This window comes from Ruegeria sp. AM5, from assembly GCF_056540645.1.
Window position 1 is genome coordinate 132,328 of sequence record NZ_JBQFXC010000001.1, and the last position, 16,038, is coordinate 148,365.

A 16,038-nucleotide genomic window follows, 5' to 3' on the forward strand; every position below is an offset into this window, starting at 1 on the left:
CGACACGTGAAAGAGCAAAAACACAAACTAGAATTGGTGAACAAACCAACTGTGAATGACATTGCGCGTGTTGCGGGTGTCAGTCTGGCAACCGTTGATCGTGTCCTGAACAGACGGCCGGGCGTTCGTGCAGTGACTGTACAAAAGGTTCAACAGGCAATTAATGAGCTTGGCTATGTCCGCGACACCGCTGCAGCCAACCTTGCGAGAAAGCGTGTCTATAACTTCTTGTTTGTGCTGCCCGATAGCGACAACGAGTTTGTCGAAGCGCTTAGCAAGCAAATCGTAGAACAGTCGCGCGATCAGTTCATCGAGCGGACGCGTATGAAAATCCAACGTGTCGCTCCATTTGATCCCCAGGAAATTGTCGAAATCCTAGACGCCTTGGACATTCGGGAAGCCGATGGCGTCGCTGTCTTCGGTCCGGAAACACCGTCGGTACGTGATGCAGTGAAACGGGTCCGGGACAAAGGCGTTCCAGTCGTCGCGTTGGTGTCTGACCTGCCCAGCTCGGAGCGCGACCACTTCGTCGGAGTTGACAACGTATCGGCTGGTCGGACTGCGGCACAGTTGATGGGGCGCTTTGTGCATCGCAAGGGAAAGTTGTTGGTCTTGACAGGCTCGCGCTTGGCACGGGATCATTTGGAACGACGGCAGGGTTTCGATCTGGTGATTGCCGAAGATTTTCCGCATCTCGAAGTTGTGGCGTCGGTCGAAGGTCGCGATGACCCTGAGCTGATTTACAAGATGATGCCCGAGATTTTTGAGACCTATCCAGATCTTGTCGGTATCTATTCTTCCGCTGCTGGCAACGCCGGTTTGATCCAGTTTCTGTCCGACAGCAAAATCAGCAAAGATCTGGTGATCATAGCCCATGAACTCACGCCGCTCAGCCGTGACGCACTGAGCCGTGGAACATTTGATGCGTTAATCTCGCAGGATTCAGGTCACTTGGTCCGATCCACGGTCCGTCTGTTGCGCGCAACATCAGACAAGGTTCCGTTCAACAAGGCACAAGAACGTATTCGCATCGATATCTATCTGAAGGAAAATTTACCGCCATAGAGGCATCGGTTTTTGGGGAGGAGACATTATGGAAACGATTAAAGGCCCGGCGTTGTTTCTGGCACAGTTCGCCGGAGATGAAGCGCCTTTCAACTCGTGGGACACCATTACCAAATGGGCGGCGGATTGTGGGTACAGAGGCGTTCAGGTGCCCAGTTGGGACGGCCGGTTGTTTGATCTTGAAACCGCTGCCTCAAGCACGGATTACTGCGATGAATTCAAGGGCAAGGCCAAAGAGAACGGCGTGGAAGTGACGGAGTTGTCCACGCATCTTCAGGGCCAACTTGTTGCCGTGCATCCCGCATACGACGCAGCATTCGACGGCTTCGCCGCCGAAAGCGTCAGGGGAAACCCAAAAGCCCGGCAGGAGTGGGCCGTTGATCAGGTTAAGAAGGCGCTGTCAGCTTCCAAAAATTTAGGGATATCAGCGCACGCGACATTCTCTGGCGCGCTCGCATGGCCTTATGTTTACCCTTGGCCGCAACGTCCTGCTGGCCTTATCGAAACAGCATTTGATGAGCTTGCCAGCCGTTGGGTCCCGATCCTGGATCACGCAGAAGATTGTGGAGTCGATGTTTGTTATGAAATCCATCCAGGCGAGGATCTGCATGATGGCGTGACCTATGAGATGTTCCTCGAACGGGCGGGCAATCATGCTCGGGCTTGTATGCTATACGACCCGTCGCATTACGTTCTGCAGTGTCTCGACTACCTGGATAATATCGACATCTACAAAGACCGAATCCGGATGTTCCATGTCAAAGACGCCGAGTTCAACCCGACCGGTCGGCAGGGCGTCTATTCTGGTTATCAAAGCTGGGTTAACCGGGCAGGGCGTTTCCGCTCGCTTGGTGATGGTCAGGTCGACTTTGGGGCCGTTTTTTCGAAAATGGCTGCAAACGATTTTGACGGCTGGGCCGTGGTCGAGTGGGAGTGCTGCTTGAAACACCCAGAAGACGGAGCGCGCGAAGGCGCGCAATTCGTTTCTGACCACATTATCCGTGTCACAGAGAAAGCATTCGACGACTTTGCGGATGGCGGCACCGATATGGCGGCCAATCGAAAAATGCTGGGGATAGACTAATGGTAACTGGACGCAGTGAAGTAAAATCAGGCCGCATTCGCCTTGGCATGGTTGGTGGCGGCACTGATGCTTTCATAGGAGGTGTGCATCGAATTGCGGCGCGCTTGGATGACAAGTTCGAGTTGGTCGCAGGTGCCTTGTCTTCAACGCCAGAAAAATCTCGAGAAAGCGGAGAAGCGTTGGGGCTCGAACGGGTCTATGACGACTTTAAGCAGATGGCGATCAGAGAAGCGCGTTTGAAATCGGGGATCGAAGCAGTCTCGATCGTCACGCCTAATCACGTTCATTACGCCGCAGCGCGAGAGTTCTTGAAACGCGGTATTCACGTGATTTGCGACAAGCCCCTCACTTCGACCCTTGCGGATGCCAAGAAGCTCGTGAAGGCGGCGGAGAGTTCAGGCGCGCTGTTCATTCTAACCCATAACTACACCGGTTATCCAATGGTCAGGCAGGCGCGTGAGATGGTCGCCAACGGCGAGATTGGCAATATCCGCGTGGTTCAGGTTGAATATCCGCAGGACTGGTTGACCGAGCAGCAAGACTTTAAGCAAGCCGAATGGCGAACCGATCCTGAGCGTTCCGGAGCAGGGGGATCGACGGGTGACATCGGAACCCACGCCTACAATATCGCCTGCTTTGTGACAGGCTTGAAGGCGGAAAGCCTTGCGGCTGACTTGCAGGCCTTTGTGCCGGGGCGTAGGGTCGACGATAACGCACATGTCCTGCTGCGGTTCGACGGTGGCGCGCGCGGGATGCTGTGGTCGTCCCAAGTTGCCCCCGGCAATGAAAACGCACTGCGATTGCGTGTCTATGGTGAAAAAGGTGGGATCGAGTGGGCGCAGGAAGATCCAAACTATCTTTGGTTTACGCCCTATGGTGAGCCGAAACGACTGATCACCCGAAATGGGGCCGGAGCCGGGGACGCCGCCAACCGTCTGAGCAGGGTGCCTCCGGGCCATCCGGAAGGGTATCTGGAAGGTTTTGCAAATGTCTATAGTGAAGCTGCGGACGCCATAACAGCGTTTCGAAGTGGCAATTCAGCTGATCCATCGGTGATCTATCCCACTGTTCAGGATGGATTGAATGGTGTCAGGTTCGTTGCAGCTTGCGTGCAAAGCTCTGAAAGAAATGCGGCTTGGGTAAAGTTGGAGTAGCGCGACAGTCGTCTTGACACTGCGTCTTCCATAATTAATTTTACTAACTAAAATAAAACTCAAAGGATGGCGCCGAATGTATCTTGGATTGGATTTGGGAACGTCGGGTCTCAGAGGCATTCTGATCGATGAATCCGGTCTCGTCGTCAGCGACGCAGAAGCTGGCATTTCTACATCGACGCCAAAACCCGGCTGGTCCGAGCAGAATCCGTCAGATTGGATTAGCGCGTGCTTAGAAGTTGTCGCGAATCTCCGTGCGGACAACGAACCGGCATTCGCAAAACTTCGCGGCATTGGTCTGAGCGGACACATGCATGGTGCCACTTTATTGGATGCCAGTGGAAGGGTTCTTAGGCCCTGCATTCTATGGAATGATACACGCTCGGCGGACGAGGCAAGTACACTCGACCAGATTCCACAGATGCGCACCATATCAGGAAACATCGTTTTTCCTGGCTTCACGGCCCCGAAACTGGAATGGGTGCGATCGCACGAGCCCGAGGTGTTCTCAAAAACAGCCAAGGTTCTATTGCCTAAAGACTATCTGCGGTTTTGGCTGACGGGTGATTACATATCGGACATGTCAGACAGTGCCGGCACATCATGGTTGGACGTAGACAATCGGCAGTGGTCGGAAACGGCTTTGGGTTTGGGGCACATGCATGCCTCACAGATGCCGCGTCTTGTCGAGGGGAACGAACCGGCTGGTGAGTTGAAAACTGAGCTGCGGCGGGCGTGGGGGCTTTCCAATCCTGTCGTTGTGGCAGGTGGCGCAGGCGACAATGCGGCCGCCGCCTGTGGCATCGGGAGCATTCGGGACGGCGCGGGTTTTGTATCTTTGGGAACGTCCGGAGTTCTTCTTGTTGCTCGGGATGCATATGCTCCGGCACCTGAAACTGCTGTACACTGCTTTTGCCACGCTGTTCCCGAAATGTGGATACAAATGGGGGTCATACTCTCGGCAACAAACAGTATGAATTGGTTGTCTCGCAATCTAAGTCAATCTGTGGAAAAACTGGCGTCGATGGTACCCGGCAGTATAACCGGACCCTCTTCGATTGCGTTCCTACCGTACCTTTCAGGCGAGCGAACGCCGCATAACAACAGCCGGATCCGAGCAGCTTTCTTAGGCATAGATGTCGCGTCGGGCCCCGCTGAACTGACACAATCTGTGATGGAAGGCGTCGCCTTTGCGATGCGGGACTGTCTTGAAGCCTTAAAAAGCACAGGAACCGTACCGACCAACTTGATGGCTGTTGGAGGAGGCGCACGATCCAGGTTCTGGTTGGAAACAATGGCGACCGTATTGCAAGTGCCGTTGGGCTTGCCAAAAGGCAGTGATTTCGGAGCGGCGATGGGCGCAGCGCGCCTCGCTATCTGCGCGGCCAACAACGCAAACCTCGGGGACATCATGACACCGCCCAAAATTCAGGAAGTTATCGATCCACGTAACGATCTGGCCGAACACTATGAAAGGGAATATGGGCGATATCGACAATATTACATGGCACTGGCGCCCTTGGCGGCAGGATGACGCCTACAATGGAATATTCTTCTCGGGTCGAGACGGTTATGCTGACCGATGGCGATATGCGGGCATCGGTACTGAACTACGGGGCAATCACTCAAAGTTGGTGGTTCAAGGATATACCGCTTATTTTGGGGTTTGATGATCCAATCAAGTACTTACTCGATACAAGTTATGTGGGCGCAGTTGTAGGTCGTGTTGCGAACCGGATCGGCGGCGCGCGGTTCGAGTTGGCAGGCACACGTTTTGGGCTTAGCGCCAATGAGGGTAAGAATACTCTGCATGGCGGGGCTGAGGGGCTTTCCAAACAATTCTGGAACCTTAGACAGACCGCACCGAACGAAGTGGTATTGCACTACCTTTCACACGACGGGGAAAGCGGTTTTCCTGCGAATGTCCGGTTCGAGGTCAGCGTCACGCTGCGGTACCCACGGTTGACCTATATATTAAAAGGTTATCCTGACCGTCCTACGCCGATCAGCCTAACGCAGCATAACTATTATTCGTTGGGCAGCTCAAAAGGTGTCGACGCACACAAGCTGGAACTGGCCTCTGTCCGCTACTTGGAACTAGACGAACAAGGAGTTCCGTCCGGTGCGGTGTGTTCGACCAAGAACGGCGAACTTGATTTCTCTGCGCCCAGATCGATCGGGCATGTTCCAAAGGCCATCGACCACTATTTCTGCTTTGACCTGAATCGCGATCCAACTGGTCCGATCGCGAAGTTCACCGCACCGTCTGGTCTTTCTCTGACTGCTTATTCTGACCAACCCGGAGTACAGGTCTATTCGGGTGCCCAATTGGCGAAGCCGCTAAGCGGTTCGGCTGGTTTGTGCATCGAACCCTCCGGATATCCGAATGCGCCCAACATACCCTCGTTTCCTTCGATCATATGCACCTACGAGAAACCGTACAGGCAGGTGCTCACGCTCGAGATTTCGGAAGATGGCAATGAGAGCTAGGTTAGTCATTTCCACCATTGGCTTTTTGATTGCCGGCAATGGCGCCAACGCTCAGGAGCTTGGGCCACCTCCAACTTTCCTAGAACCTGATTTCGACCGCGTTGAACTAGGACAGTTGCTATTCTACGACCCGATTTTGTCCGGCAACAAGAACATCAGTTGCGCGACCTGCCATCACCCGAGGTTTGGCACTTCGGACGGCCTTTCGTTAGGAATCGGGGAAGGCGGGATTGGCCTGGCTGCTGAACGCAGGCTGGATCCCCAGAATACGCCGGAGCAACGCATTCCCCGTAATTCACCGGCGCTTTGGAATCTTGGTGCGACAGAGTTTACGACGTTTTTTCATGATGGGCGCCTTGAGGCCGATCCAACACAACCCAACGGGATTAGAACACCTTTGGGGACACATATGCGGTCCGGTTTCCAATCGGCATTAGCGGCGCAGGCGATGTTCCCGGTTCTTTCACCAGACGAAATGGCCGGTCATTACTCGGAAAATGACGTCAGCAAGGCAGTTCGACTCGGGCTTTTGACACAGCAAGGCGGCGCGTGGGATCTGATTGCAGCACGTGTTGCCGCTATCCCAGAATACAAGCAGCGGTTTGAAGCCATTACGCCGGGTGGTGAGATATCTTTCACGGCCATAGCAAATGTGATCGCAGATTTCATCGCGTTCGAATGGCGCGCAGATAACAGTCCTTTTGATCGCGCGATGCGAGGCGAGGCCACACTATCCGAAGACGCCGAACTTGGCATGAACCTGTTTTATGGAGAGGCGGGGTGTAGCGCATGCCACGTGGGATGGTTCCAAACAGATCACAAGTTTCATTCGATCGCCCTTCCGCAAATCGGGCCCGGAAAGGCCGCTCGATTTGAGAACCATGTCAGAGATGATGGTCGTCTTCGCGTCACGGGTAACTCCGAGGACGCGTTTGCCTTTCGTACGCCATCGCTCCGCAATGTGACGCTAACCGCTCCTTACGGGCACAATGGAGCATTTGCACGGCTGGAGGATATCGTACGCCACCATCTGGACTCGGTTTCTTCTTTGCGAAGCTACACTACTGAAATGGCTTATTTGCCAGATTTTCCGGGTTCTGAAGACGAAACTCCGCTGCTGGATCAGCAACATCTAGATGCCATAGCCAAAAGCAACGGTTTACCGAAGGTTGTTCTAACGGATAATGAGATCGACGCGTTATTGAGCTTTCTGGCAAGCCTTGAAGACCCTGCACAGAGGTTGGGCGTTCCCGCCTATGTTCCAAGCGGTCTGCCGGTAGATCAATAGTCACCTATGCATTTCAACGATCTGGTTCGGTACGACCTCCTGCCACGCACCGACTTCTCCGTCCGGCCATATTACCCGTAACTGTACTTGAGTTTCAGCCCCCAAGCCGAAATGATGATAGCCAGCCGTGCCTCCTACATGTCCGCCGCCAATAGTTATTTCGCGGGTCTGTAAGCCCCATCTGGTTTGAACCTCGACAAATCCGCCTACCGCTGCCCAATTGAATTTGTCCTGAGTAACTTCTACCAACAGCCAATTGCCACCTGCTGAAATATTCTGGTTGACCTCAAGTTTTGATCCACGGTTTACGACCACCAGATCGAGCCGCCCATCGTTGTTCAGATCCGCAAGCGCTGCGCCGCGAGACTTCGCTATCGACGCAACACCAGCCTCTGCCGAAGCTTCGATAAACTGACCTTCCGAATCCTGAACCAAAAGGTTGTTCGGGTCGTTCAGTGCTGCATCGGGCATTTGCTCGACATTGCCTTTGGCGACGAAGATGTCGTCTCTGCCGTCATTGTTGACGTCTCCAAACTGCGCGTGCCAACCGGTCGACGGCCTTCCGTCATTGCCGACATGCGGCCTGTGGGCAGTCGTGCCTTTTTCATAAGTTGCATCGCGCCACGTCGGGCCGCCGGTATCGGGGTCAAAAATTTGGAGTTTTTGGTCACCCATCGAAGTCAAGTAAACCTCAGGAAAGCCGTCTCCGGTCAGATCGCGAGAGGCAATTCCCATGCCCCAGATCGAATAGGGCAGCCATCCGTCTTCGGGCGAATACAATCGGGGCTCTGGCTCCATGGCCCATAGTTGCTCTTGCCCACCACGAACATAATAGTGGCGGTCGTTGCTGATACGGAGGTCAGCACGTCCGGTTCGCGCCCAGTCTGAAAACAAAATGGAAAGCGAGCAATATCCCGGTTTCAGATGCTGGGGTTGGCCATAACTGTTCCCGTTCGGGCGATAGAGCAGGGTTGGCCCGCAGGATTCAAACGGACCTTCTGGATCGAAGCGATCCACGTAAGTTCCAAACGCCAGAGTCGGCATAGACTGGCCTTCTTCCCAAGTGGCTGAAAACCCTGTGGTCCAGTGATCTTCGGATTGGAACTCGATGTTATCGAAGGGACGGAACTGACAATCCGACTGCCCTTGAAGCAGCACATCTTCACCAACGCGCAAAATGGCCAGGTCAGTCAAGCCGTCGCCGTTAATGTCTAATGGGTAAGCACCGGTTACTCCCGTCAAGAACAGTGGATCCGGCGTTTCAATCCGAAAAGAAATCTCGCCCCGAGAGGTGTTTTTGAACAGCTGAGATCGATTGGATCCGCCCGCGACGAACAATTCGGGAAACGTGTCGCCGTCACAGTCGAAAACTGCTACGCCACCACCCACAAAATGCTCCCAACCGCCGTCGTAGATATGTGCAGGTACATCTATTACTTTGAATTGCGGTTGAGTGCCCGCTTCGGCAGCCGTGGCAAGAAAGAGTAATGCCGCAAGTTCAGGACGCATTCGCCGCAAGCTCCTTCACCTTCAGGATCGAGACTTGTTCGATCCCATAGGCGGCCGCACCTTTGGCCCACATCAGATCACCCCAGTGATGCACTTTGATTTCAGGCAAGGGTGCGTCGACATTCACAACACCATTTCGAATGCGCGTCATAACTTCGGCTGAGCAAAGGTGTTCAAAACTCATTTGCGCGCCCGATACAATAATGCACTGGGGATCGAACAGATTAATCAGATTGGATACTCCAAGCCCGAACATCTGTCCTGCACGCGCTAGAACCGAGGCGGCTCTATCATCACCGGAATTGGCGCGAGCGTGGATATCCGAGACCGTTTGCATATTATCGGCGTGACCTGTGACAGTCATTTCCCGGATCAGGGCGTAGTCCCCCACATAGGCTTCCAGACACCCTCGTTGTCCACATTGGCATAATGCGCCATCGAGTTGCACCTTAGTATGCCCAAATTCGGCCCCGCACCCTCTTTCCCCGCGATAAAGTCGGCCGTCCAGAACGATGCCAAGCCCAACACCATGTTCGATCGTGACGACAAGGAAATTCTTCAACCCGTTGCCTAGCCCAGAAAGCTGTTCAGCCTTTGCGACAAGGTTCGCGTCGTTTTCCACGAATGCAGGGCAGGGGAGTTCTTTCGCAAGTAAAGGGCTGAAGTCAATGTTTCTTTCAGTTACCGAGGATGACCAGTGGACAAAGTTCCTTGCCGCATCAATCTGCCCGGCCAATCCGATTGAAACGCCAGCCAAGTGTCCGATTGAAAGACCGACCCGTTGGCACGTATCTTCAAGGGCTTCGCGAATAGTTGATATAAGGTTCGTCGGCGACATTCGGGCGTCTTCAAGCGGGACGTTGTGCGACGTCACCTCGTTGCCTTCAAAATCCACCAAAATGACCGAGATCACCTGACGAGCAATCTTCAGGCCCGCAACAAGGATGGATTGGCCATCCAATTGCAGCAAAACTCTGGGCCGACCTCTTTTTCCAGACTTTGACTGAGCTTCGCCTTCGGTTTCCTTGATCAGCCCTGCCGAGATCAGATCAGCCGTCGCTGAAGTGATCGTGGCAGGACTGGTCTCCAAGGCGGATGCGATATCAATCCGCGATACGGATCCATTGCTTCTGATCTGTTCCAACACCCGCAGGCGGGTCGCGTTTCGTTGGTCCAAAGAAACTACAGACGCTTTGCTTTTCAGCATCTTGCCCTCGCGAATCTTATCTTTGGTTCAATCTATTTGAATTTTGATGTGTCTTATAGACTAAATATTTTACCGACTGAAATAAATGTGTTATTTGAAATTGTGAGAGCCGCGAATCGAGTTGAGATGGCTCTGCATATGGGAGGAAATCATGAAAAAAATTCTCAGCTTCTCAGCTGTAGCCACGCTGCTGGCCTCGACTGCGTTCGCAGAGCCGGTAGTCGGCGTAAGCTGGTCCAACTTTCAGGAAGAGCGCTGGAAGACAGACGAAGCCGCGATCAAATCGGCGTTAGAAGCCGGCGGTGCCGAGTATATCTCGGCCGATGCGCAATCATCCTCGGCCAAACAGCTTTCGGATATCGAAAGCCTAATTGCGCAAGGCGTGGACGCGCTTATCATCCTAGCGCAGGACGCGCAGGCCATTGGACCGGCGGTTCAGGCCGCGGCGGACGAAGGTATTCCTGTGATTGCCTATGACCGTCTGATCGAGGACGACCGAGCATTTTATCTGACCTTCGACAACGTGGAAGTCGGCAGAATGCAGGCTCGGGCTGTCTTTGAGGCCATGCCCAAAGGCAACTACGTGATGATCAAAGGCTCTCCTACTGATCCAAACGCAGATTTCCTGCGCGGTGGTCAGCAAGAGATCATCGGAGCAGCCGTCGACAGCGGTGACATTGTAATTGTTGGTGAAGCCTACACAGATGGTTGGTTGCCCGCGAACGCGCAGCGGAACATGGAACAAATCCTGACCGCGAACGAAAACAACGTGGATGCAGTCGTTGCGTCGAATGACGGTACTGCAGGCGGTGTTGTTGCTGCGCTGACCGCACAGGGCATGGAAGGCATTCCGGTTTCCGGTCAGGACGGCGACCACGCGGCATTGAATCGTGTCGCACTGGGAACGCAGACGGTTTCGGTTTGGAAGGATGCTCGCGAACTTGGAAAGGCGGCTGGTGAAATTGCTGTCGCATTGAGCGGTGGGACAAGCCCTGCTGATGTCGAAGGCGCAGTTAGCTGGACATCACCGGGTGGGACCGAGATGAACTCGGTTTTCCTAGCGCCTGTTCCAATCACTAAGGACAACTTGTCCGTGGTTGTTGATGCCGGATGGATCCCGCTGGAAGATCTTTGCCAAGGCGTTGAAAACGGACCTGCCCCTTGTAACTAAACCACTCAGCCCTGGGCCCTTTTGTCCGGGCCTGGGGCAAATGCTGAATATGAAAGATCGGAAATGACCGAAACTTCGTCTCAGCCGGTACCTGAAAAAGCGAAACCCAGCCTGTTCCAGCAACTGGAACTGGATATGCGGCTTTTGGGAATGATCGGCGCGTTTGTCATCCTGTGCATCGGGTTCAACATCTTCACAGATGGAAGGTTCCTGACGCCGCGCAATCTATTCAACCTGTCCATCCAGACAGTTTCGGTCGCCATTATGGCATGTGGGATGGTGTTCATTATCGTCACGCGGCACATCGACTTGTCGGTAGGAGCGCTGCTGGCAACTACCTCGGCTGTGATGGCAATGACGCAAACTGAGCTTTTGCCGCAAGTCCTTGGGATGGGTTTGAACAATCCAGCAACCTGGGCGATCACCATTGTTGTCGGGCTGTTTGTCGGCACGCTGATTGGTGCGTTTCATGGCTGGATGGTCGGATACCTGACGATACCAGCCTTCATCGTCACGCTTGGTGGATTTCTGGTTTGGAGAAACGTGGCGTGGTATTTGACTAGCGGTCAGACGATCGGTCCTCTGGATAGTACATTCCTGATGTTTGGCGGGACCAACGGGACATTGGGAACGACGACAAGCTGGCTGTTCGGCTTGTTTGCTACCGCAATCGCGATCTGGGCTTTGTGGAGCAGTCGTCGCGCAAAGGCGGCACATGGATTCCCTGTCAAACCTGTCTGGGCCGAAGCCACTCTGGCCGGGATAATCGCAATCGCCATCCTTGGGTACGTTTACATCGTAAACAGTTACGCCATACCAACGCGGCGGCTGCAACGTATGTTCGAAGCGCGCGGAGAGACAATGCCAGAGGGGCTGGTCGTCGGATACGGCATACCGATTTCTGTACTCATCCTAATCATCGTGGCTGTCACGCTGACAATTGTGGCGCGAAAAACCCGGTTTGGTCGGTACATCTTTGCCACTGGCGGCAACCCGGATGCGGCAGAGCTTTCGGGTATCAACACTCGACTGCTAACCGTGAAAATCTTTGCTTTGATGGGTTTCTTGTGCGCCGTGTCCGCGGTGGTCGCCTCGGCCCGCTTGGCGAACCATTCGAACGACATTGGTACGCTCGACGAACTTCGGGTCATAGCAGCTGCAGTGATCGGAGGAACCGCATTGTCGGGCGGCATCGGCACTATCTATGGCGCGATCCTGGGTGCATTGATCATGCAGGCGCTGCAATCGGGCATGGCAATGGTTGGCGTTGACGCGCCGTTTCAGAACATCGTCGTCGGCAGCGTCCTCGTGTTGGCCGTCTATATCGACATCGTTTACCGCAAGCGACTGGGGGCAAAGTGATGCAAGCTCAGGATACGCAGAAAAAACCTTCTGGCACTGGGCGCGGTTCAGGCGCGCCGCCATTGGTCGAGATGCGCGACATCTCGATTTCCTTCGGTGGGATCAAGGCCGTCGACCATGTGTCGGTCGATCTCTATCCGGGTGAAGTCGTTGGCCTGCTTGGCCACAACGGGGCCGGAAAGTCCACGTTGATCAAGGTATTGTCCGGCGCCTATCAGATGGACCACGGCGAGATTCTGATCGATGGCAAGCCGGTCGAGATTGGCAATCCTCGTGACGCCCGGGCGAACAATATTGAGACCATCTATCAAACGCTTGCCTTGGCCGACAATCTGGACGCGACCTCGAACCTTTTTCTTGGGCGCGAGATGACGACACCGTTTGGGTTGGTCAACGACGCAGCCATGGAGGCCGAATGCCGCAAGATCATGGCGCAGCTCAACCCGAACTTTCAGAAGTTCAGCGACCCTGTTTCCGCATTATCCGGCGGCCAAAGGCAATCGGTGGCCATCGCGCGCGCGGTCTATTTCAACGCCCGTATCCTGATCATGGATGAACCCACAGCAGCGCTTGGGCCACATGAAACTCAGATGGTGGCGGATCTGATCCACCAGCTAAAGGCGCAAGGCATCGGGATATTTCTGATCGATCACGACGTGCATGCCGTCATGGAACTGTGCGACCGCGCATCGGTCATGAAGAACGGAAAACTGGTTGGGACGGTCGATATCGCAGACGTAACTGATGACGATCTTTTGTCGATGATCATTCTCGGCAAGCAGCCAGCACAAAAAGCAGAATAGGGGGCAGAAATGCCAAGTGGATTTTTTGAAGGGATCGAGAAGATCCAGTTTGAAGGCGTGGATAGCAAGAACCCGTTGGCCTTTCGTCACTACGACCCGGATGAAATCATCATGGGCAAGCGTATGGGGGACCATCTGCGGTTTGCTGTGGCCTGGTGGCATTCATTCGCGTGGGAGGGCGGAGACCCCTTTGGTGGACCTACGTTCGAACGTCCATGGTATCCTCAGGACGATATGGGCCGGGCCCGCCAGAAGGCAGATATTGCATTCGAATTGTTTGAGCTTTTGGGGCAGCCATTTTTTTGCTGGCACGATGCTGATATCCGGCCCGAACAGGGAAATTTTGCCGATAACCTGCGCACATTGGAAGAAATCACCGATTACATCGGTGAAAAGATGCAAGTTTCTGGCAGCAAACTGCTTTGGGGTACGGCCAATATGTTCAGTCATCGTCGCTGGATGTCTGGCGCCAGTACCAATCCTGATCCCGACGTTTTTGCATTCGCTGCAGCGACCGTGAAATCCTGCATGGATGCAACTCACAAACTAGGCGGCGAAAACTATGTTCTGTGGGGTGGTCGTGAGGGCTACGAAACCCTCCTGAACACGGACCTGACAACTGAGCTGGACCACATGGGCCGTTTTCTGAATATGGTCGTAGAATACAAACACAAGATCGGGTTCAAAGGCACTATTCTTGTAGAGCCGAAACCTCAGGAGCCTTCCAAGCACCAATACGACTATGATGCAGCTACTTGCATCGGATTTCTTAGGAAGTACGGTTTGGAGAAAGAAGTGAAGCTGAATCTCGAGCAGGGCCACGCGATCCTTGCCGGGCATAGCTTTGAGCATGAAATAGCGGTCGCGGCAGCTGAAGGGATGCTGGGTTCGATTGATATGAACCGCAACGACTACCAATCTGGATGGGATACAGACCAGTTCCCGAACAACACACCAGAAGTTGCCCTGGCTTATTATTACATCCTGAAAGCTGGTGGTTTTACCACCGGCGGCACAAATTTCGACGCCAAAATTCGCCGGCAATCGATTGACGCTGTCGATCTGGTGGCGGCTCATATCGGTGGAATGGACATATGCGCACGTGGTTTGAAAGCAGCGGCTGCTATGATTGAAGATGGAGGTTTGGAAAACGCGCTTTCGCAACGGTATTCCGGTTGGAACACGCCGGAAGCAGTTTCTATGTTGGGTAGCAGTCTGGAAGAGATTTCTGCCCGGGTTCTGCAGGAAAATACCAACCCGAAACCACAATCTGGGCGTCAGGAGATTCTGGAGAATTATGTGAACAGGTTTGTGTGACCAAGGAAAACTGCAATCGGGGAACTGTCAAAAGAGTCTTGCCAGAAGAACTTTGCTAGGGCGGGGTAGGGGTGCTGCGTAGCTTTTGCCCATGACCAGACCTGCATCTTTCAAATACTATAATAACCGGTTCTGAGATCATCCGCTTGACCGTGATGCTGTACATTCGATTCCCGCTCTCGCTTCGGAATGCCGTAGATCTGTTGCACGAGCGAGGCATCGACCTGAGTCACGAAACCGACTGCTACTGTTGGAACCGGTTCGGTCCAGTGTTTGCCTCTGAGATCCGAAGATAGCGGATGCAACAACTGCGCGCACTCTCGATATGGAAGTGGCACGCCGACGAGATTTTGTGAAGGTGAATGGTAAGAGACATTGCCTCTGGCGGGTTGTTGATCACGAAGGCGAGGTGCTGGAAACCGTTGTCACCAAACGCCGAAACGAGTAGCCGCTTATTTCGGGATCAAGATCAGTGGTTTTGGGACTGGGTAAACAGCCTACTGTAGTCACTGCAGTGATCAGTCACCATTTAGTGCGAACAAAGGATTACAGCGGGCATTGACGCTTAGCTATCGTCGGACAAGCGCCAGATGTCTTGCTCTCCAAACCCACGGATTGTTCGCGCACCGACATTCTCAAGGTCAAACTGATCTTTGAGGACCTGCGCGACTTCGTCCTGGACTGAAATCTGCATCGGGTCAGAGAATTCCTGAAGTCTGGAGGCCAGATTCACAGCCGGACCAAAGATATCGTACACATACTTCTGGATGCCAACGACCGACCCGACTACCGATCCCGTGGCCAGTCCAATTCTGCACCGCCACTGATGCGGATGGCTCAGGTTTCGGCGGGTCAAATAGCGTACGAAACGAATGGCTGTGTTTGCGATTGCCTTGGCGTGATCCGGTGTCGGATCGGGCAGGCCTGCGACGGTGATATATGCGTCTCCAATCGTCTTGATCCGTTCGCAACCGAATTGCTCACCTATGCGATCGAACGCGCTGTAGATATCATTCAGTTCGGTGACCGTGACGCTCGGGTCCTGCGAGGCGACCATATCCGTGAACCCCACGAAATCGAGCATCAGGACGGAGACGGGATCATAGAGTTGTGGCGTGACCACGCCGAAAGTCTTGTACTCTTCGTAGACCGACCGGGGCATCAGATTTAGCAGCAGTTTTTCAACCTGCTCCTTTTCCCGCTTCAACTCGCGGGTGTTCCGTTCCACCATCATCGAATAGGAGTCGATCATGGACTCCAGCTCTTTGATGCGGGTGATGTTCTGACATACCAGAACCAGCACATCGTCATGCGCGACCGTGAAATCGAGTGCGATCACCAGTGTGCGGCGTTTCTTTTTGAACGTGATTTCTGATGTATGTCGCCCGGTGCCGGACAGGCTTGTTTGCACTGTGTCGATATCCAGATCAGGAAAGAGCTGCTGCAATTGGTCTGAAGGGCCATCGGCACTGAACCACTCTTCAAACGTATCATTGCGGAACCCAAACTTCAGCGATTGACGGTCCAGTAGGGCAACGCCCACACCAATCGCGCGAAGGAGCTGTTCATTGATGGCTTCGATGGTCAT

13 protein-coding genes and 1 pseudogene are annotated in these 16,038 nt (G+C 53.9%); 11 read left to right on the top strand and 3 right to left on the bottom strand.

What is annotated here, in order from left to right; translation table 11 throughout:
- Positions 1-6 precede the first annotated feature (6 nt).
- The 6 genes from ACR0AH_RS00670 (at position 7) to ACR0AH_RS00695 (ending at position 7,081) form a co-directional block, all read left to right on the top strand.
- Complete coding sequence (locus tag ACR0AH_RS00670; RefSeq protein ID WP_480589872.1) at positions 7-1,065, top strand: LacI family DNA-binding transcriptional regulator; 1,059 nt, start codon at positions 7-9, stop codon at positions 1,063-1,065.
- A 28-nt stretch (positions 1,066-1,093) separates the two neighbouring features.
- Positions 1,094-2,149 carry a sugar phosphate isomerase/epimerase family protein gene (locus tag ACR0AH_RS00675; RefSeq protein ID WP_170512759.1) on the top strand — a complete coding sequence of 352 codons (1,056 nt, stop codon included), beginning with the start codon at positions 1,094-1,096 and terminating at the stop codon, positions 2,147-2,149.
- Entirely contained in the window at positions 2,149-3,303 is a 1,155-nt protein-coding gene (locus ACR0AH_RS00680) for a Gfo/Idh/MocA family protein (RefSeq protein ID WP_170612520.1), read from the top strand. Before ACR0AH_RS00675 ends, ACR0AH_RS00680 begins: the two co-directional genes overlap by 1 nt.
- Before the next feature lie 76 nt (positions 3,304-3,379).
- Positions 3,380-4,837, top strand: a complete 1,458-nt coding sequence (gene xylB / locus ACR0AH_RS00685; RefSeq protein ID WP_480589874.1) for a xylulokinase — start codon at positions 3,380-3,382, stop codon at positions 4,835-4,837.
- Positions 4,838-4,845: 8 nt separating this feature from the next.
- Complete coding sequence (locus ACR0AH_RS00690; protein WP_170733445.1) at positions 4,846-5,793, top strand: aldose epimerase family protein; 948 nt, start codon at positions 4,846-4,848, stop codon at positions 5,791-5,793.
- Complete coding sequence (locus ACR0AH_RS00695; RefSeq protein WP_170733444.1) at positions 5,783-7,081, top strand: cytochrome c peroxidase; 1,299 nt, start codon at positions 5,783-5,785, stop codon at positions 7,079-7,081. Before ACR0AH_RS00690 ends, ACR0AH_RS00695 begins: the two co-directional genes overlap by 11 nt.
- Here the strand turns inward: ACR0AH_RS00695 and ACR0AH_RS00700 are convergent, their stop codons facing one another.
- The gene (locus ACR0AH_RS00700) at positions 7,082-8,590 is read right to left on the bottom strand and encodes a CRTAC1 family protein (protein WP_480589876.1); all 1,509 of its coding nucleotides are present in this window, start codon (positions 8,588-8,590) and stop codon (positions 7,082-7,084) included. It abuts the gene before it with no gap.
- Positions 8,580-9,797 carry an ROK family transcriptional regulator gene (locus tag ACR0AH_RS00705; RefSeq protein ID WP_170733442.1) on the bottom strand — a complete coding sequence of 406 codons (1,218 nt, stop codon included), beginning with the start codon at positions 9,795-9,797 and terminating at the stop codon, positions 8,580-8,582. Before ACR0AH_RS00705 ends, ACR0AH_RS00700 begins: the two co-directional genes overlap by 11 nt.
- 151 nt (positions 9,798-9,948) lie before the next feature.
- On the opposite strand from ACR0AH_RS00705, the gene xylF reads away from it, so the two are divergent.
- The 5 genes and pseudogenes from xylF to ACR0AH_RS00730 form a co-directional block, all read left to right on the top strand.
- Complete coding sequence (gene xylF, locus ACR0AH_RS00710; RefSeq protein ID WP_170512769.1) at positions 9,949-10,968, top strand: D-xylose ABC transporter substrate-binding protein; 1,020 nt, start codon at positions 9,949-9,951, stop codon at positions 10,966-10,968.
- Positions 10,969-11,031: 63 nt separating this feature from the next.
- Positions 11,032-12,330 (top strand): sugar ABC transporter permease, encoded by a 1,299-nt coding sequence (locus ACR0AH_RS00715; protein WP_170396208.1) that lies wholly within the window; start codon positions 11,032-11,034, stop codon positions 12,328-12,330.
- A complete protein-coding gene (locus tag ACR0AH_RS00720) occupies positions 12,330-13,133 on the top strand; it encodes an ATP-binding cassette domain-containing protein (RefSeq protein WP_480589879.1) in 804 nt (267 codons plus the stop codon). Before ACR0AH_RS00715 ends, ACR0AH_RS00720 begins: the two co-directional genes overlap by 1 nt.
- A 9-nt stretch (positions 13,134-13,142) precedes the next feature.
- Complete coding sequence (gene xylA / locus ACR0AH_RS00725) at positions 13,143-14,450, top strand: xylose isomerase (protein ID WP_480589881.1); 1,308 nt, start codon at positions 13,143-13,145, stop codon at positions 14,448-14,450.
- Positions 14,451-14,541: 91 nt separating this feature from the next.
- Positions 14,542-14,892, top strand: a pseudogene (locus ACR0AH_RS00730) (DDE-type integrase/transposase/recombinase); the annotation flags it as partial.
- A gap of 123 nt (positions 14,893-15,015) precedes the next feature.
- Here ACR0AH_RS00730 and ACR0AH_RS00735 read toward each other — a convergent pair.
- The gene (locus ACR0AH_RS00735) at positions 15,016-16,038 is read right to left on the bottom strand and encodes an adenylate/guanylate cyclase domain-containing protein (protein ID WP_480589884.1); all 1,023 of its coding nucleotides are present in this window, start codon (positions 16,036-16,038) and stop codon (positions 15,016-15,018) included.